Genomic DNA, 17,423 nt, shown 5'->3' with positions numbered 1-17,423 from the left:
GCCGAAGCCCGCCATCGCGGCGCCCGCCGCCGAGAAGCCGGCGCCCGCTCCGGCGCCCGCCGCCACCAAGCCCGAGCCCAAGGGCGAGGACGACGCGGAGTGGTGGCAGGAGTAGGCACGGGAGCCCACAGGGCTGGTTGTCCGGGCGAAGAGTGACGGCTGGGAGAGCCTGGCGACTTGACGGTCGCTAGGCTCTCTCTTTGTCGTCCGTCACACCCCCCGGGAGTCCCCTTGACCGCAGACGCTGAGTCCCCCGCCGAGGGGAAGGCGGGCAGGCCTGCCGGAGACACCGCAGAGCCCACCCCCGAGACCGCCGCAGAGACCGCCCCCAAGCGCACCCCCGAGCCCACCTCGAAGCCCGCCGAGACCGCCGCGCGGCCCGTGCGGCCGGGGCTGCTGTCCCGGGGGCCGTACATGATCGGGCTGATCGGCGGCCTCGGGGTGCTGACCGCGATCGCCCTCGGCCAGATGATCGTCCACTCCCTGAGCGTGATCATCCTGGTCGTGGTGGCGATGTTCCTGGCGGTCGGCCTGAACCCCGCCGTCGAGGCGCTGCAGCGGCGCGGCCTGGCCAGGCGCGGGGCGATCTCGATCGTGTTCGCCGGGGTCATCGTGGCGTTCACGCTGTTCGGGCTGGCCGTGGTGCCGCCGGTGAGCCAGCAGCTGACCGAGTTCATCGCCGCCGTGCCCGGCTACTTCACCGAGCTGAGCAACCATCCGACGCTCAAGCAGCTCGACGCCGACTACCAGATCCTGCCGAAGCTGACCACGTTCGTCACCAGTCAGCTCGGGCCGTCGCTGGCCAGCGGGGTCGTGGGGGCGGGGCTGGTGGTCCTCGACAGCGTGTTCACCACGGTGACGCTGCTGGTGCTCATGCTCTACTTCCTCGGCTCCCTGAACACGATCAAGGCGTACCTGCTCAGGCTGGTGCCCGCGTCCCGGCGTGAGCGGACGAGCGTGATCACCGAGGAGATCCTGCGCGGCATCGGCGGTTACGTCGCCGGCAACGTCCTCATCTCGGTCATCGCGGGTGTGCTGACCTGGATCTTCCTGTCGATCCTCGGCGTGAAGTACGCGCTGGCGCTCGCGTTGGTGGTCGCGCTGACGGACCTGATCCCGCTGGTGGGCGCGACGATCGGGGCCGTGCTGGTGACGGGCGTGGCGCTGTTGCAGTCGCTGCCCGCGGGGATCGGGTGCGCGGTGTTCTTCCTGCTCTACCAGCAGGTCGAGAACTACTGGATCTATCCGCGCGTCATGAAGCGGTCGGTGGACGTGACCCCCGCGGTGACGGTGATCGCCGCGCTGTTCGGCGGCGCGTTGCTCGGCATCGTGGGCGCGTTGCTGGCGATCCCGGTCGCCGCGGCGATCGCGCTGATCATTCGCGAGTTCGTGCTGCCCCGGCAAGCTCGGTCTTGAGGAACTCGGTCACCGCCGCGTTGAACGCCTCCGGCTGCTCGACCGCGGTCAGGTGACCCGCCTTGGGGATGATCTCCAGCCTGGCCTCCGGTACGGCCTGCCGCATCGCCTCGGCGTCGGCCACGGTGGCCAGTTCGTCTTCCTCCCCCACCACGACCAGCAGCGGCACCTTGAGCGCGGCCAGCGTGTCGAACGAGTCGGGCCGCGCGGCCATCGCCCGTTGCGCCCACGCCACCGCGCCGGGGGGAGCCGACTGCACCAGGCCCTTGACCCGGCCGAACACCATGGCCCTGCGCTCCTTGGTGGTCGGCCCGATCAGCGCGGGCAGCACCTCGGTCAGGAGCACCTCGCTGCCCTCGGACAGGACGGCCTGGGCGATGCGTTCCCTGTTGTCGCGGGCGGGCTCGGGGTCGGGGGTCGCCTTGGTGTCGGCCAGGATGACGCCCAGGACGCGGTCGGGGTGTCGCCGGCAGAACGCCATCGTCACGTAGCCGCCCATCGACAGGCCGCCGACGACGGCCCGGTCGATGCCCTCGCTGTCGAGCAGCCTGGCGACGTCGTCGGCCATCAACTCGACCGACGGCTCGTCCTCCCCCAGCCGTGAGCCTCCGAAACCGCGCAGGTCAGGCGTGATGACCCGGCACGACGTGGCCAGCCCCTCCCGCTGCGCCAGCCACATGGCCGACGACAGCGGGAACGCGTGAAGCAGTACGACCGGGAGGCCCCTCCCGGCTGATCTCATGTAGAGCTGCACGCACGCCACGGTAGACCTCTTTTGAGGTTCCATCACTTCGGGTGTTATGCCGATATTCGTCTGTTGCGTGACCGCTTTTCGGCGAAATTCTTTTTTCAGCCGATGGCTGTCGCGCCGCCGTCCACGAACAGCACCTGGCCCGTCATGTAGGCGGAGGCCGCGCTCGCCAGGAACACCGCCGGGTGGGACATCTCCTCGGCGGTGCCCCAGCGGCGCATCGGGACGCTCGCGACCGTGGCCTGGTTCGTCGCCTCGTCCTCCCACAGGTTGCGGTTGAGGTCGGTGGCGGTCCAGCCGGGGCACAGGGCGTTGACGCGTACGCCTGAGCGCCCCCATTCGACGGCCAGCGTCTTGGTCAGCGCGACCACCCCGGCCTTCGCCGCCGCGTACGGCGCCAGGAACGGGGCGCCGAGCGCGGCCACCGACGCGACGTTGATGACCGACCCGGAGCCGCGTGACAGCAGGTGGGGGGCGACGGTGTGGCAGACGGTCATGGCCGAGTCGAGGTTGAGCCGGATCAGTTTGTCCCAGCCGGACAGCCGCAGGTCCTTGAACTCGACCAGGAAGTTGGAGCCGCCGGCGTTGTTGACGACGATGTCGAGGTGGCCGAGCCCCTCGATCGCGTCCTGGACGGCCGAGGCGGCGGCGGCGCGGTCGGTGAGGTCGGCGGGCAGCGCCAGCGCCCGCCTGCCGCGCGCCTCGATCTCCTTGGCGACCTCGGCGAGCGTGTCGGCCGAGCGGGAGACGATGGCGACGTCGGCGCCCGCCTCGGCGTAGGCGAGCGCGATGGCCCGGCCGATCCCCTTCGACGCCCCCGGTGACCAGGGCCTTCTTACCGCTGAGATCGAACGCGCCCACGCTGGCCTCCTCCGCGACGGAACCGAACAAGATTCTAACCCGGTGCGCCCCGGCTCACACCTCGGTGGGCAGCGGCGCGGCGGCGGGATTCACCCGGCGGACGATCTCCTCCAGCACGATCCGCACGTACGGCTCCCCCACCCACAGGTGCTTGGCCCCGTCCACCCCGACGACCTCGGCCTGCGGCACCCGCGCGAAGCGCCGCCTGGCCTCCTCCGGCCGCAGGTAGTCGTCGAACTCCGGCACCAGCGCCACCAGCGGCCGGCCGAACTCCGCCCACGCGTCCAGGTCCTCGTCGGTGGCCCTGTGCAGCGGCGGCGACAGCAGGACGGCGCCCTCCACCAGCGGGTCGCGCGCCCACTTCAGCGTCAGCTCGGTCCCGAACGACCAGCCGAGCGCCCACACGTGCGGCAGGTCGTGGTACTCGGCGTACTCCAGCGCCGCCGCCACGTCGAACCGCTCGCTCTCGCCCCCGTCGAACGTCCCGGACGAGGTGCCCCGCTCGGAGGAGGTGCCGCGCGTGTTGAAGCGGAGCACGGCCAGGTCGGCCAGGGCGGGCAGCCGGTTGGCCGCCTTCTTGAAGACGTGGCTGTCCATGAACCCGCCGTGCGTGGGCAGCGGGTGGAAGGTGACCAGCGTCGCCACGGGCGGCCGGTCGAGGGGCTGGGCCAGCTCCCCGACCAGGGTCTGGCCGTCGGCCGTGTGCAGCTCGATCGGCTCTCGCCTGGCGGGCAGCACGGTCGCCGCGCGTATCTCCACGTGGGGGTCCCTTCGATCTCCAGTAACGGCTGCGGTCTCTAGTAGCGGCTGCGGCCGGGGCCGCGGTCGAGTCTCTTGCGCCAGCACGCCGTGTGCCAGTGGCGGCGCTCGTCGTCGCCGCCGGTCCAGTTCGGCCAGCTCACCAGATGCGGCTGGCCGCCGCGGATCTCCTGGTCGCAGCCCGGGCAGCGGTAGCTCTTGGCCGAGGAGGCGCCGGTGAGCATCCGTACCTTCCACTCACCGTCCGGCCACTCCTCGACGCGTTCCGTCCCCGTCGGGAAGCCGAAGGGACGGGAGGACTCCCTGCGGCGGGCGCGACGCGGGCTCATGCCCGGTCGAAGGTCGCGGCACCCGCCGTGACGAGCTGATCGAGCAGAGGCGCCGGGGCGTAGGCGGGCTCGCGGAACTCGGCGTAGAGGGCGCGCAGCCCGTCCCGTACGGCGGGCAGCCCGATCTCCTCCAGCGTCTCGAACGGCCCGGCCGGATAACCGCACCCCAGCTTCATGGCCGCGTCGATGTCGGAGATCGAGGCGTACCCGGACTCATGCATCCTGACCGCGTCGTTCAGGTAGGGGTGCAGCAGCGCGTCCACCACGAACCCGGCCCGGTCCTTGCACGGCACCGGCGTCAGCCCGATCACCTTCATCAGGTCGCGGGCGGCCACGGCGGCCTCGTGGGAGGTGAGCACGGTGAGGGCCACCTCGGCCACTCGCTCGCCGACCAGGTGGACGCCCACCAGCGTGCCGGGCCTGGCCAGCCGCGCGGCGTGCTCGACCACCGGACGCTCGCCGAGCCGCAGCACCACGTCGGCGTCGTCGGCGGCCTTGAAGCCCGCGTCGGCGAAGCGCCGGGCCATCGCCTCGGCGCCCTCGCCGATCACCTTGACGGTCTGCGCCCCGGACTTCTCCAGCCGGTGCGGGGTGGCCGTGTCGCCGTGGAAGCCACGCCCCGACTTGCGGCCCAGCAGCCCGGCCGCGACCAGCTCGCGCAGCAGTGGCGAGGGGGCGTGGCGGCGGTCGCGGGTCTCGTCGAACAGCGCGCCCATGATCTCGTAGGCGGTGTCGAGCCCGATCAGGTCGAGCAGCTCGAACGGCCCCATGGGCAGCCCCGCCCCGAGCCGCATCGCCGCGTCGATGTCGTCGCGGGTCGCCACGCCCTGCTCCAGCAGCCCGGCGGCGTGGTTGAGGTAGGGCAGCAGCAGCCGGTTGACGACGAACCCGGCCCGGTCCTTGACCGTCACCACGCTCTTGCCGAGCCTGCCGGCCAGCTCCGAGACGCCGGCCAGGACGCCGGGCTCCGTCACCACTGTGCCGACGACCTCGACCAGCCTCATCACCGGCGCCGGGTTGAAGAAGTGCATCCCCACCACCCGCCCGGGACGCCCGGTCGCGGCCGCGAGGGTGGTGACGGGCAGCGAGGAGGTGTTGGTGGCCAGCACCGCCGCGGGCTTGCAGATGCCGTCCAGGTCGGCGAACAGCGAGCGCTTGTAGTCGAGCACCTCCGGGATGGCCTCCACCACCAGGTCGGCCTCGCGCAGGTCGGCGCGTGAGGTGGTGAGCGTGACCCGGCCCAGGATCTCCTCGCGCCGCTCGCCGCTCAGCCGCCCCTTGTCGACCGCGCGGGCCGTGGATCTCTCCAGATGGCCGCGCCCCCTGGCCAGTGCCTCGGCGTCGGCCTCCACGCCGATCACCCGCAGCCCGGCCCGCGCGAACACCTCCGCGATGCCGGCCCCCATCGTGCCGAGCCCGACCACTCCCACCATCTCGAACGCCATGCGTCCAGTTTTCCAGAGCCGGTAGGGTTGGCCGTCATGCGGCTGGTCATCGCGCGGTGCAGCGTGGATTACATCGGACGGCTCACGGCACACTTGCCGATGGCGCCGAGGCTCATCCTCATCAAGGCGGACGGCAGCGTGTCCATCCACGCCGACGATCGCGCCTTCAAGCCGCTCAACTGGATGAACCCGCCCTGCAAGCTCAAGGAGGACGGCCAGACCTGGACCGTCACCCACGGCAAGTCGGGCGAGAAGCTGGTGCTGACGATGGAGGAGATCCTCCACGACTCCAGCCACGAGCTGGGCGTCGACCCGGGCCTGATCAAGGACGGCGTCGAGGCGCACCTTCAGGAGCTGCTCGCCGAGCACATCTCGACGCTCGGGGCGGGCTACTCGCTGATCCGGCGCGAGTACATGACCGCGATCGGGCCGGTGGACATCCTGTGCCGCGACGGGCTCGGCGCCACGGTCGCGGTCGAGATCAAGCGCCGGGGTGAGATCGACGGGGTCGAGCAGCTCACCCGCTATCTGGAGCTGCTCAACCGCGATCCGCTGCTGACGCCCGTACGCGGGGTGTTCGCCGCCCAGGAGATCAAGCCACAGGCCCGGGTCCTGGCCACGGACCGCGGCATCGCCTGCGTCACGCTCGACTACGACGCGCTGCGCGGCATCGAGCCGGAGAACCCGACCCTCTTCTGACCCTCCCTGTCCGTGGGGGGTCACACCCCCATTCCCAGACGTTCCTATGTTGACAGGTCTAGCCTAGACGTTCTAGCTTTGACATATCACGATTGGAGCGTGTCATGACGTCCCCCTTTTACCTGAGCGGCAACCTGGCCCCGGTCCCCGACGAGATCGAGGCCCACGACCTTCCCGTCAAGGGCGTGCTGCCCGACGAGCTGACCGGCCGCTACTTCCGCAACGGCCCCAACCCCAGGCCCGGCGACGACCCCGGCCACTGGTTCGCCGGTCACGGCATGCTCCACGGCATCCGCCTCGACCAGGGCCAGGCCCGCTGGTACCGCAACCGCTGGGTGCGGACCAGGAAGTTCACCGACGACGCCCGGTTCATCGGCGACACCGGCGTGGACCTGGGCGCCGTCACCGCCAACACCTCGGTCATCAGGCACGCCGACCGCATCTACGCCCTCGTCGAGTCCGGCCTGCCGTACGAGATGACGCCCGAGCTGGACACCGTGGGCGCGTGCGACTTCCGCGGCCGCCTGACCACCGCCATGACCGCCCACCCCAAGCAGGACCCGATCACCGGCGAGCTGCACTTCTTCGGGTACGGCTACACGCCGCCGTTCTGCACCTACCACCGCCTGTCGGCCGACGGCGAGCTGGTGGAGAGCCACGAGATCGAGGTGCCGAAGTCGACGATGATGCACGACTTCGCGGTCACCGAGCACTACCTGATCTGGCTGGACCTGCCGTTCGTGTTCGACCTGAGCCGGGCCGGCGGCCTGCCGTACTCGTGGGAGCGCGACTACGGCGCGCGCATCGGCGTGACGCCGCGCCACGACCTGGGCGCCACCCAGTGGTTCGACGTGGACCCCTGCTACGTCTTCCACGTCGGCAACGCCTGGGAGGACGCGGACGGCCGGATCGTGCTCAACGCCGCCCGCTACACCGGCGACACCTTCTCCGACCTGTGGACGCGCATCAGCGGCAGCCCCGACCCGGCCGGCAGCGCGGCCGTCATCGGCGGCGCCAGCCTGCACCGCTGGACGCTGGACCCGGTCAGCGGCGCGGCGAAGGAGGAGGCGCTGGACGACAGGAGCGTGGAGTTCCCGACGTTCAGGGACGACCTGCTGGGCCGCGCCAGCCGCTACCTGTACACGGTGGGGCGCGACTCGATCGTCAAGTACGACCAGGAGAGCGGCCGGGCCCAGGTCAGGCCGACGGGCGGCGACACGGGTGAGGCGGTGTTCGTGCCGGCCGAGCAGGGCGAGGACGAGGGCTGGCTGCTGTCGATCGTCACCACGGGCGACAGCTCCGAGCTGCTGGTGCTCGACGCGACCGACCTGTCCGACGTGGCCTCCGTGCGACTGCCGCGCCGCGTCCCGGCGGGCTTCCACGGGACCTGGCTGGAGGACTGATGGACCTCGCGCTGGTCACCGGGCCGGAGGATCTGACACGCGCCGCCGACGTGCTGGCCAGGGCCTTCCACGACGACCCGGTGATCGAGTGGCTGCTGCCGGGAGGGGCGGGCGCGCCGCTCATGTTCGCCACGCTCGCCCGCCACGTGCACGCGATCACCGAGGTCGCCTACGACGCCGACGGGGTGATGGCGGGGGCCGCGCTGTGGGACCCGCCGGGGCACGAGCCGGACCTGGAGGCGGGCGTCGCGGGGTTCGTGCGGGCCATGGGGGAGCGCGTGTCGTACGGGATGGTGCTCGACGAGACGTTCGCCAGGCACCGGCCCGCCGCGCCGCACTGGTACCTGGCGCAGATCGGCACGCTGCCCGAGGCGCGCGGCACGGGGGTGGGCGGCGCGCTGCTGCGCGCCGGGCTGGCCAGGTGCGAGGGCCCCGTCTACCTGGAGAGCAGCAAGGAGTCCAACGTGCCGCTGTACGAGAAGTACGGCTTCCGGGTGACCGAGGAGATCAGGCTCCCCGGCGGCCCGTCGGTCTGGGGCATGTGGCGGGGGATCTAGTAAGCGTCGAGTTACCGACATATGGTGACGCCATGACCGCGCTGACGTTCGACTCACTCAACCCGGCGACCGGCGACGTCGTCGGGTCGCACCCCAAGCAGGACGCCCAGGCCGTGGACCAGGCCGTCGAGCGGGCCACGCAGGCCGCACGGTGGTGGGACGGCCTCGGGCACGCCGAGCGCCGGCGCCGGCTGCTCGACTACAAGGCCGTGCTCACCCAGAACCTCAGGGAGCTGGCCGGGCTCGTGCACGAGGAGACGGGCAAGCCGGTCGGCGACGCCACGCTGGAGATCGTGCTGGCGATCACGCACATCGACTGGGCGGCCCGCAACGCCGGCAAGGTCCTGGGGCGGCGCCGCGTCTCGACCGGGATGATCGGCCTCAACCTGGCCGCCACGCTCGAGTACCTGCCGCTGGGCGTCGTCGGCGTGATCGGGCCGTGGAACTATCCGGTCTTCACCCCGATGGGCTCGATCGCGTACGCGCTGGCGGCCGGCAACGCGGTCGTCTTCAAGCCGAGCGAGCTGACGCCCGGCGTCGGGGTGCGGCTGGCGGAGCTGTTCGCCGAGGCGGTGCCGGAGCAGCCGGTGCTCCAGACGGTCACCGGGCTGGGCGAGACCGGCGCCCTGCTGGCCAAGGACCCGAGGGTCAAGAAGATCGCCTTCACCGGCTCCACCGCCACGGCCAAGCGCGTCATGGCGGCCTGCGCCGAGAACCTGACGCCGATCGTGGCCGAGTGCGGCGGCAAGGACGCGTTCATCGTGGACGCCGACGCCGACGTGCGGGCCGCCGCCGACGCCTGCCTGTGGGGCGCCATGTCCAACGCCGGGCAGACGTGCGTGGGCGTGGAGCGCGTGTACGTGGTGGACGCGGTCTATGAAAGTTTCATGCGGGAGCTGTCGGAGCGGGTGGCGACGGTCAAGGCCGGGGAGCACTACGGCCCGATCACGATGCCGGGCCAGCTCGACATCATCCAGCGCCACATCGACGACGCCACCAAGTCCGGAAAAGTCGTGACCGGTGGCCCAGACTCGGTCCGCGCCCCCTACGTGGACCCCGTGATCGTCGAGGACGTGCCCGAGGACTCGCCCGCGGTGTGCGAGGAGACGTTCGGCCCGACGATCACCGTGCGGCGCACCCGCGACACGCAGGAGGCGCTCGAACTCGCCAACGCCTCCGCGTACGGGCTGGCAGGCACCGTCTTCTCGGGCAACGCGCGCCGCGCGATGGAGCTGGCGCGGCTCATGCGCACCGGCATGACGGCGATCAACTCGGTCATCTCCTTCGCCGGAGTGCCCTCCCTGCCCTTCGGCGGGGTCGGCGACTCGGGCTTCGGGCGCATTCACGGGGCCGACGGCCTGCGCGAGTTCGCCAGGCCCAAAGCGATCTCCCGGCAGCGGTTCGCGATGCCTGGAATGAACCTGACCTCGTTCAATCGGGGTCCCGCGGAGCTTGAGCGGCTGATCAGGCTTGTCACGTTCTTGCACGGCCGACGTAAGAGATAAAGTATTTGCTCTTTCCCAATACGGATCATCCGTCCATAATTGTGTGCTCTGGGGGCCACGATCATGTTGGACGGGTGGAATGTGAACCGGTCTTACCGGGGAATGTCGGCTGAGCAAAGGCTGGCGGACAGGCGGGAGCGGCTGATGGCAGCCGCCTACACGCTATACGCCAAGCCAGGTTTCGCTGCGACGACGATCGAAAGGCTGTGCTCGGAGGCGCGGATCTCCAACCGCGCCTTCTACGAATGTTTCGGCGGCCGTGAGGAACTTCTTCAGGCACTGCACGAGCAGTGCGTGGAGGAAAGCCTCGCCGTTGTGGCCAAGGCGGTGCAGGAGGCGCCCGCGACGCTGGACGACAGAGTGCGGGCGGGCATTCGCGCGTATATCGAGTTCGCCACGGGCGACTGGCGGCGGGCCCGCATCATGCACCTGGAGGTGCGCAGGTCGGGTGACGTTCTGACCGCTTCACGCCAGCGCGCCGTGGACTCCTTCGCCCGGCTAATCGAGGAGGCGTCGGCGGAATTCCACCCTTCCGACCTGCTGAATCGCCGGCTGGTGGCACTCGGTGCAATTGGAGCGCTACAAGAGTTGCTCATCGAATGGCTGCTGGCCGAGGAGCCGCCGTCCATCGACGAACTGGTCGGAGTGGCCGTGCACATCTTCGGCCGGGTCCTGGGTGAGTCGTGAGGCCGTGATTACGGATCGTGGTTATTCCGCGATGCGGTACGACGGATAATCACTTCACAAATAGGGGCCCCTGTTGTTTAGGAACTCCTACCTCTTGTGGGAGATTTCCGCGCCGGAAAGCCCGCTTACACGAAAAGAGGGCGGGCAGCGGCTGATCGCTGACCCGCCCCGATATAGCGCGGCCCCCGTCGCACTCAGGACGCCGTCTCAGGCCACCGCGGCAGCGTCCGCCTCGACGCGGAGAACCCGATTCAGCCGGGTCACCGCCAGGATGCGCATGATCCGCGGAGGCACCCCCCGAAGAACGAGGCGGCGTTGCGCGCCAAGAGCGCGCCGATGCGTGCCCACGAGCACCCCCAGTCCGGTGGCGTCGATCATCTCCAGCTTGGAGAGGTCGAGGATCAGGTCGCCTTCGCCGGAGTCGACCGCGTCGTGCAGACGCGTCCGTACCCCCGCCGACGTCCCGGCGTCGAGCCGCGCACCGATCCGTACCACCTGGGCTCTGGGATTGCCCCGGACGCGCATGCCACCTCCTCAATCACGCCACACGTTCTCACGTGGCGTGGTCGTGCCCCTGCATTGGGGCGTTTGCCGGGTTAAACCCGACACTTCACCACTACCCACGGAACGGGAGTGACACAACTGCCTGAAGAAGGAACTCCCCGTCGCCCGTGGGCCGCGCGTCCACCTTGCCGCCAACCCTGGCCAGCCGCTCCCCCATGCCCGTCAGCCCCGAGCCGAGGTCCGACGCCTGCCGGCGGGCCACCCCGTCGTTGCGTACCCGCAGCTCCGCCTCCTGGTCGGTGAAGCGGATGGTGATCTCGCAGAACGAGGCGGTGCTGTGCTTGAGCACGTTCGTCGCGGCCTCGCGTACGGCATAGGCGAAGACGGGGGCCACCCCGCCGGGCAGGTCACGGTAGGGCAGGTGCAGCTCGCAGCGGACCCCCGCCGCTTCGAGCACCCCTTTCACGCTATTCAGCTCAGCGCCCAAGTCAAGCTCACGGTAGCCGCGCACGGCCTGGCGCAGGTCCCGCAGCGCTCCCCGGGTCAGCCCGTTCACCTCGACCATCTCCGCCTTCGCGGCCGCCGTGTCGGCGTCGGACATGCGTACGGCCAGCTCGGTCTTGACCGCGATCGCGGAGAGCTGGTGCCCCACGAGGTCGTGCAGGTCCCGGGCGAAGCGCAGCCGCTCCTCGGCGACGGCCAGCCGCGCGTGCGCCTCCTTGCCCTCGTGGGCCTGCACGGCCAGCACGTAGATCCACGCCCAGAACCGGTTGGACGGCGGCAGTGCGGCGCACATGACCGCGTACATCATGATCGTGATGATGATCGCCGCCTGCTGGTCCCCCGTGCCCGACATCATCTGGTCGCGCCCCATGAGGATGCTCGGGACGCTCAGCCCGACGCCCACCGCGAACGTGGCCACCGCCATGCCCGTCGCCTGCCACGCCGTCAGCCCGATCACCGACACCGACACCCAGGCCAGCAGCGGGATCCCCCACATGAACGGGTCGCCCCCGCCGAGCGCGGCCATGACCACGGCGAGCCCCCCGGACACGATGACCTCGCGCCTGGCGTAGCTGCGCTCCACGGCGGCCCTCGTGATGCGCAGGAAGAGCCAGGTGAAGACGACCAGAGCGATCAGAGCGAGCGCCGCGGGGATCCAGGACATCCTGCCGAGGGCCACGTTGCCCAGGGTCCCCAGCGAGATCCCGAGCCACATCAACGGAACCACCGCGTTGAGCACCCACAGGGAGACGCGCCGCGCCCGCTTGATCGCGTCCATCTACTTGGCGCGCAGCACGTCGCCGAGCCTGACCCTGGCCCCGGTACGCAGCACCGCCCGCTGGTACACCTTCGCCCCGAACGACAGCACGCCCACCACGGCCAGCACCATCAGCGCGGTGGAGAGCCCGATCTGCCAGAGCGGCACCTCCGCCGCGGCCATCCGGACCGGCATCACCATCGACGAGAACGGCGGCACCAGCGAGGCGACCTCGGCCAGCGTGCCGGTGGGGTCGGTGGTGGTGAAGAAGGCGCCGAAGTAGGTGACCATCATGAGCATGGTCAGCGGCGACATCACGTTGCCGACCTCCTCCTGCCGCGAGACCAGCGACGCGAACGCGGCCGCGAGCGTGGCGAAGAAGGCGTAGCCGAGCACGAACCAGAGCAGCACCCCGGCCACGATCCCCGGCATCCCGGGCGGGAAGTCGCCCGCGACACCCGAGACGATCGAGGCGGTGACGCCGACCACGAGGATCGTCACGAGGTTGATCAGGCCGAGCGCGCCCAGCCCGATGATCTTGCCGGCGAGCAGCTGCCACGGCCGGACCGAGGTGAGCAGGATCTCCACGATCCTGCTGCCCTTCTCCTCCACCACACCCATGGCGACCATCATGACCTGTCCGATGATCAGCATGAAGAGCACGATGACGAGGACCACGGCCATCCCGGTCCGCGCGGCCTGGTAACGCGTGTCGGCGCCCACGGACACCATCTGCAGCGGCGGGATGTTGCCGGCCGCGCCCAGCTTCACCTCCCGGTTGGTGCTCTGCAGCAGCACGCCGAGCTGGGAGTCGACCTCCCCGTCGGTGAGCACCTTCGTGCCGCCGACCAGCGCCGCGTCCACGTCCCCGTCGAGCACCGCCTTCTTGGCGGTGGCCTCGTCGGGGTAGGAGCGCCACTCGAACTTCGCCTCCGGCGCGGCCTGCTCCAGCGGCAGCCGCTGGGAGTTGACGGTGCCGATCGTGTACTCCTCCGGACCGCCCATGATCTTCGGCGCGAACGCCACCGCGGCCACCAGCGCGGCCGTGATGAGCAGGCCGATGACAAAGGCCTTGGTACGGATGTGGGTGGCGATCTCACGCTTGGCCACCAGCAGGACGCCGTTCACGCCACCGCCTCCTTGAAGATCTCGGTCAGGCTGGGCTGCTCGGTGCCGAAGTGCTCGACGTGCCCGGCCTTCATCGCGCGGCGCAGGATCTCCTGGTCGTCGCCCTCGCTGGCGAGCAGCACGTGGCGGTCGCCGGTGACGGTGACCTCGCCCGGCAGGCCGTCGGCCCATCCCGGGAGCGGGTCACGCACGACGACGCGCAGCGTGCGGGCCTCGGCGGCGCGCAGGTCGCCGACCGTTCCGCTGGCCACCATCCGGCCGGCCGACACGATGCCGACCGAGTCGCACAGCCGCTCCACCAGCTCCAGCTGGTGGCTGGAGAAGATCACCGGCACCCCGCCGCGGCACCGCTCCTGCAGCGCCGTGGCCAGCGCGTCCACCGCGATCGGGTCGAGCCCGGAGAACGGCTCGTCGAGCACCAGGACCTCCGGGTCGTGCACCAGCGCCACGGCCAGCTGCACCCGCTGCTGGTTGCCCAGCGACAGCGCCTCGACCGCGTCCCCCCGGCGCTCGGTCAGCCCGAGCCGCTCCAGCAGGTCGTCGCAGGCCTTCCTGGCCGCCGCCGCGTCCATGCCGTGCAGACGGCCGAAGTACTCGATCTGCTCGGCCACCCGCATCTTCTGGTACAGCCCGCGCTCCTCCGGCATGTAGCCGAACCGCCTGCGGTCGGCGTACTCCACCGCCTTGCCCTGCCAGTGCACCGAGCCCCCGTCGGGCTGCAGCACACCCATGACGATGCGCATGGTCGTCGTCTTGCCCGCGCCGTTCGCGCCGACGAACCCGAACATCTCGCCCGGCCGTACGGCGAAGGTGATCCCGTCGAGGGCCACCTTCCCTCCCGGCGCGTCCGGGCCGCCGGCGAAGCGCTTGCGCAGCTCGCTGATCTCGAGCATCAGATCCTCTCCCTCATCATGCGATCTATCGTCGCGCGCAGCCCTTTGCCCTGGTAGTCGCTGATATCACCGGCGTAATATGCGCCCCGCGTCCGTTCTCTATGACTTTTGTCATTACGCTGGGCGCATGACGCGCGCCGACAAGGACAAGCCGGTCGTCCTCTCCCGCATCTACACCCGTACCGGCGACGACGGCACCACCGCCCTGGCCGACATGAGCCGCGCGCCGAAGACGGACTCGCGCCTGGCGGCGTACGCGGACGTCGAGGAGGCCAACGCCCATCTGGGCCTGGCCCTGTCGTACGGCACCCTGCCCACGGAGATCGTCGAGGTGCTCGGACGCGTCCAGAACGAGCTGTTCGACCTCGGCGCCGACCTGGCCACCCCGGTCGCGCCCGACCCGGAGTTCCCCCCGCTGCGCGTGGAGCAGTCCTACATCGACTGGATGGAGGAGCGGTGCGACGCGTTCAACGAGGAGCTCAAGCCGCTGCGCAGCTTCATCCTGCCCGGCGGCCCGCCGGCCGTCGCGGCCCTGCACCTGGCGCGGGTCACCGTGCGCCGCGCGGAACGCGGCACCTGGGCCGCGCTCGACGCCCACGACGACATGAACCCGCTGACGGCCAAGTACCTCAACCGCCTGTCGGACCTGCTGTTCGTGCTGTGCAGGGTCGCCCACGCGGGCGAGGAGATCCTCTGGCGGCCGGGCGGGACCCGCTAGGCGGGCGCCACGGGGGTCAGGCGACGTCCAGGTAGGCGCTGGGCGGCGCCGACTCCAGCCACGCCAGGAAGCCGGTCAGGGCGTCCGCGCTCATCGCCAGCGAGATGTCCCGGGTCGAGCCCGAGCAGTCCACCGCGTACAGGTCGTTCTCCAGCTCACGCCGGGACGAAACGACGAGGCCCCGCCGCGCGATCGCGTGGCGGGGCCTGAGACGCACACCCATGAGCGGGATCCAATGGAGCTCCCCGTCGGCGTAGCGGGCCACCCCGCTGCGCCAGCCGTGGTTCCCCACGCGCAGCCGGCACGGTACGCTCCCGCGCGAGCGGGCCAGCACGAGCCCGCGCACGACCACCAGGACGGCGGCAAGCAGCACACAGATGAGAACCGTCGCCGCCATGCCGCCCCCTTGCGTCAAAGTGACTAAACCTCTTCGCCCGCGGCCCGCAGCCGAGCCCTCGCGCGCTTGGCCTCGACCGCCGCGTCGGCGTCTTCCTGATTGGCCTCGATCGAGGCCTGTGCCCTGTCGAGCGCGTCACGGGCAGCCGCGACGTCGACCTCGGACCCCAGCTCGGCCACCTCGGCGAGCACGGAGACCTCGTTGTCGGCCACGGAGATGAAACCCCCATGCACGGCCGCGACCAGGTCGCCCTGGCCTTCCCGCTTCACGCGCAGCACGCCGCCCTCGACGAGGACGCCGAGCACAGGTGCGTGTTGCGGCATAATACCGATCTCGCCGTCCACGGTCTTGGCAATCACCATGTCGGCCTCGCCCGACCAGATCTCTCGCTCGGGCGAGACAACCCCTACCTGTAGCTTCGCCACGTAGGTTCCTTTCCGGTCACGGTGGGGGCACGACCGGGGTCACGCCCCCACCAGAGGCGATCAGCGCTCGAGTTCCTTGGCCTTGGCCACGGCCTGCTCGATGCCGCCGACCATGAAGAACGCCTGCTCGGGCAGGTGGTCGTACTCACCCGCGCAGAGGCCCTTGAAGGAGGCGATCGTCTCGTCCAGCGGCACGGTCTCGCCGGGCTGGCCGGTGAAGGCCTCGGCCGCGTACATCGGGTGCGAAAGGAACCGCTCGATGCGGCGCGCCCGCTGGACGGTGACCTTGTCCTCCTCCGACAGCTCGTCGATGCCGAGGATGGCGATGATGTCCTGCAGTTCCTTGTACTTCTGCAGGATCCGCTTGGTCTCCTGGGCGACCGCGTAGTGCTCCTCGCCCACGATCTGCGGGTCGAGGATCCGGGAGCTGGAGTCGAGCGGGTCCACCGCGGGGTAGATGCCCTTCTCCGAGATCGGCCGGGACAGAACGGTCTGCGCGTCGAGGTGCGCGAACGCGTTGTGCGGCGCCGGGTCGGTGATGTCGTCGGCGGGCACGTAGATCGCCTGCATCGAGGTGATCGAGTGACCGCGCGTCGAGGTGATCCGCTCCTGCAACACGCCCATCTCGTCGGCCAGCGTGGGCTGGTAGCCCACCGCCGACGGCATGCGGCCGAGCAGCGTGGAGACCTCCGAGCCGGCCTGCGTGAAGCGGAAGATGTTGTCGATGAACAGCAGCACGTCCTGCTTCTGCACATCGCGGAAGTACTCCGCCATGGTCAGCGCCGACAGGGCGACCCGCAGACGGGTGCCCGGCGGCTCGTCCATCTGGCCGAAGACGAGCGCGGTGTCCTTGAGGACGTCCGCCTCCTCCATCTCCAGCCAGAGGTCGTTGCCCTCACGGGTGCGCTCGCCGACGCCGGCGAAGCACGAGGTGCCGCCGAAGTTACGGGCGACACGGCGGATCATCTCCTGGATGAGCACCGTCTTGCCCACACCCGCGCCGCCGAACAGGCCGATCTTCCCACCCTGCACGTACGGGGTGAGCAGGTCGATGACCTTGATGCCGGTGACGAGGACCTCGGTACGGGCCTCGAGCTGGTCGAACGGCGGCGACGGCCGGTGGATGCCCCAGCGCTCGTTGATCTTGAGCGACGAGGTCGGCACGTCGAGCGTCTCGCCCAGAGCGTTCCACACGTGACCCTTGACGACGTCGCCGACCGGCACCGAGATCGGGTTCCCGCTGTCGGTGACGGGGGCGCCGCGGACGAGACCGTCCGTGGGCTGCATGGAGATGGCCCGGACCAGGTTGTCACCCAGGTGCTGGGCGACCTCCAGGGTCAGGGTCTTGGTCTCACCGGCGAGGGTCACCTCGACGGTCAGCGCGTTGTAGATGTCGGGCATCGTCTCGACGGAGAACTCCACGTCGACGACGGCGCCCTTGACGCTGGCCACGCGACCTGTGCCGGCCGCGGGGCTTTCTACAGTTTCGACAGCCTCTGCAGTCATTTCACTCTTTCCCCGCTGCGGCGTCAGCCAGCGCGTTGGCGCCACCGACGATCTCGCTGATTTCCTGGGTGATCTCGGCCTGGCGAGCCTGGTTCATCTGCTGCGTCAGAACCCGCATCAGCTCGTTGGCGTTGTCCGTGGCCGACTTCATCGCGCGCCGGCGCGCGGCCTCCTCCCCC

The 17,423-nt window shown here is 70.3% G+C and carries 20 protein-coding genes; 7 read left to right on the top strand and 13 right to left on the bottom strand.

Translation table 11 applies throughout. The features are described from left to right. The first annotated feature begins 231 nt into the window (after positions 1–231). On the top strand, positions 232–1,416 hold the full coding sequence (locus KME77_RS16630; RefSeq protein WP_219468117.1) for an AI-2E family transporter: 1,185 nt from the start codon (positions 232–234) through the stop codon (positions 1,414–1,416). Here the strand turns inward: KME77_RS16630 and KME77_RS16625 are convergent. The 5 genes from KME77_RS16625 to KME77_RS16605 form a co-directional block, all read right to left on the bottom strand. Then, complete coding sequence (locus tag KME77_RS16625) at positions 1,376–2,170, bottom strand: alpha/beta fold hydrolase (protein ID WP_308250728.1); 795 nt, start codon at positions 2,168–2,170, stop codon at positions 1,376–1,378. The two genes, KME77_RS16630 and KME77_RS16625, sit on opposite strands and share 41 nt — an antisense overlap. 95 nt (positions 2,171–2,265) lie before the next feature. Beyond that, the gene (locus tag KME77_RS16620) at positions 2,266–2,958 is read right to left on the bottom strand and encodes an SDR family NAD(P)-dependent oxidoreductase (RefSeq protein WP_308250729.1); all 693 of its coding nucleotides are present in this window, start codon (positions 2,956–2,958) and stop codon (positions 2,266–2,268) included. Positions 2,959–3,082: 124 nt separating this feature from the next. Next, positions 3,083–3,787 carry an alpha/beta hydrolase gene (locus KME77_RS16615; RefSeq protein WP_219468111.1) on the bottom strand — a complete coding sequence of 235 codons (705 nt, stop codon included), beginning with the start codon at positions 3,785–3,787 and terminating at the stop codon, positions 3,083–3,085. 38 nt (positions 3,788–3,825) lie between these two features. Further along, the gene (locus tag KME77_RS16610; protein ID WP_219468110.1) at positions 3,826–4,116 is read right to left on the bottom strand and encodes an Rv1322 family protein; all 291 of its coding nucleotides are present in this window, start codon (positions 4,114–4,116) and stop codon (positions 3,826–3,828) included. Then, positions 4,113–5,561 (bottom strand): 3-hydroxyacyl-CoA dehydrogenase family protein, encoded by a 1,449-nt coding sequence (locus tag KME77_RS16605; RefSeq protein ID WP_219468107.1) that lies wholly within the window; start codon positions 5,559–5,561, stop codon positions 4,113–4,115. The genes KME77_RS16610 and KME77_RS16605 overlap by 4 nt, the downstream gene beginning before the upstream one ends. A gap of 36 nt (positions 5,562–5,597) precedes the next feature. Here KME77_RS16605 and nucS point away from each other — a divergent pair, with 36 nt between their 5' ends. The 5 genes from nucS to KME77_RS16580 all read left to right on the top strand — a co-directional run bounded on the left by nucS (position 5,598) and on the right by KME77_RS16580 (position 10,412). Beyond that, entirely contained in the window at positions 5,598–6,260 is a 663-nt protein-coding gene (nucS, locus tag KME77_RS16600; RefSeq protein WP_219468103.1) for an endonuclease NucS, read from the top strand. A 104-nt stretch (positions 6,261–6,364) separates the two neighbouring features. Continuing rightward, the gene (locus KME77_RS16595) at positions 6,365–7,663 is read left to right on the top strand and encodes a carotenoid oxygenase family protein (RefSeq protein WP_219468099.1); all 1,299 of its coding nucleotides are present in this window, start codon (positions 6,365–6,367) and stop codon (positions 7,661–7,663) included. Then, a complete protein-coding gene (locus KME77_RS16590; RefSeq protein ID WP_219468097.1) occupies positions 7,663–8,220 on the top strand; it encodes a GNAT family N-acetyltransferase in 558 nt (185 codons plus the stop codon). Before KME77_RS16595 ends, KME77_RS16590 begins: the two co-directional genes overlap by 1 nt. A gap of 32 nt (positions 8,221–8,252) precedes the next feature. Further along, positions 8,253–9,725 carry an aldehyde dehydrogenase family protein gene (locus tag KME77_RS16585; protein WP_219468094.1) on the top strand — a complete coding sequence of 491 codons (1,473 nt, stop codon included), beginning with the start codon at positions 8,253–8,255 and terminating at the stop codon, positions 9,723–9,725. A 144-nt stretch (positions 9,726–9,869) separates the two neighbouring features. After that, on the top strand, positions 9,870–10,412 hold the full coding sequence (locus KME77_RS16580; RefSeq protein WP_246609892.1) for a TetR/AcrR family transcriptional regulator: 543 nt from the start codon (positions 9,870–9,872) through the stop codon (positions 10,410–10,412). Between the two features lie 207 nt (positions 10,413–10,619). Here the strand turns inward: KME77_RS16580 and KME77_RS16575 are convergent, their stop codons facing one another. The 4 genes from KME77_RS16575 to KME77_RS16560 all read right to left on the bottom strand — a co-directional run bounded on the left by KME77_RS16575 (position 10,620) and on the right by KME77_RS16560 (position 14,198). Then, positions 10,620–10,937, bottom strand: a complete 318-nt coding sequence (locus tag KME77_RS16575) for an STAS domain-containing protein (protein WP_219468088.1) — start codon at positions 10,935–10,937, stop codon at positions 10,620–10,622. Between the two features lie 91 nt (positions 10,938–11,028). Further along, positions 11,029–12,198 (bottom strand): sensor histidine kinase, encoded by a 1,170-nt coding sequence (locus KME77_RS16570; RefSeq protein ID WP_219468085.1) that lies wholly within the window; start codon positions 12,196–12,198, stop codon positions 11,029–11,031. Then, the gene (locus tag KME77_RS16565) at positions 12,199–13,305 is read right to left on the bottom strand and encodes an ABC transporter permease (RefSeq protein ID WP_219468082.1); all 1,107 of its coding nucleotides are present in this window, start codon (positions 13,303–13,305) and stop codon (positions 12,199–12,201) included. It abuts the gene before it with no gap. Then, positions 13,302–14,198, bottom strand: coding sequence for an ABC transporter ATP-binding protein (locus KME77_RS16560; RefSeq protein ID WP_219468079.1), 897 nt, complete (start codon positions 14,196–14,198; stop codon positions 13,302–13,304). The genes KME77_RS16565 and KME77_RS16560 overlap by 4 nt, the downstream gene beginning before the upstream one ends. 127 nt (positions 14,199–14,325) lie before the next feature. Here KME77_RS16560 and KME77_RS16555 point away from each other — a divergent pair, with 127 nt between their 5' ends. Then, the gene (locus tag KME77_RS16555) at positions 14,326–14,916 is read left to right on the top strand and encodes a cob(I)yrinic acid a,c-diamide adenosyltransferase (protein WP_219468076.1); all 591 of its coding nucleotides are present in this window, start codon (positions 14,326–14,328) and stop codon (positions 14,914–14,916) included. 16 nt (positions 14,917–14,932) lie between these two features. Here the strand turns inward: KME77_RS16555 and KME77_RS16550 are convergent, their stop codons facing one another. The 4 genes from KME77_RS16550 to KME77_RS16535 form a co-directional block, all read right to left on the bottom strand. Next, positions 14,933–15,313, bottom strand: coding sequence for a DUF2550 domain-containing protein (locus tag KME77_RS16550; RefSeq protein ID WP_219468072.1), 381 nt, complete (start codon positions 15,311–15,313; stop codon positions 14,933–14,935). A 23-nt stretch (positions 15,314–15,336) separates the two neighbouring features. Further along, positions 15,337–15,738 (bottom strand): F0F1 ATP synthase subunit epsilon, encoded by a 402-nt coding sequence (locus tag KME77_RS16545; RefSeq protein WP_219468070.1) that lies wholly within the window; start codon positions 15,736–15,738, stop codon positions 15,337–15,339. A gap of 60 nt (positions 15,739–15,798) precedes the next feature. Continuing rightward, a complete protein-coding gene (gene atpD / locus KME77_RS16540; protein ID WP_219468067.1) occupies positions 15,799–17,244 on the bottom strand; it encodes a F0F1 ATP synthase subunit beta in 1,446 nt (481 codons plus the stop codon). Between the two features lies 1 nt (position 17,245). Continuing rightward, positions 17,246–17,423, bottom strand: a 178-nt coding sequence (locus KME77_RS16535; RefSeq protein WP_219468121.1) for a F0F1 ATP synthase subunit gamma, incomplete at its 5' end; no start/stop codon positions are given.

It is taken from the genome of Nonomuraea rhizosphaerae, from assembly GCF_019396405.1.
Classification (GTDB): domain Bacteria; phylum Actinomycetota; class Actinomycetes; order Streptosporangiales; family Streptosporangiaceae; genus Nonomuraea; species Nonomuraea rhizosphaerae.
Note: the sequence above shows the minus strand (reverse complement) of the source record. Positions and strands in the feature narration are given on the sequence as shown.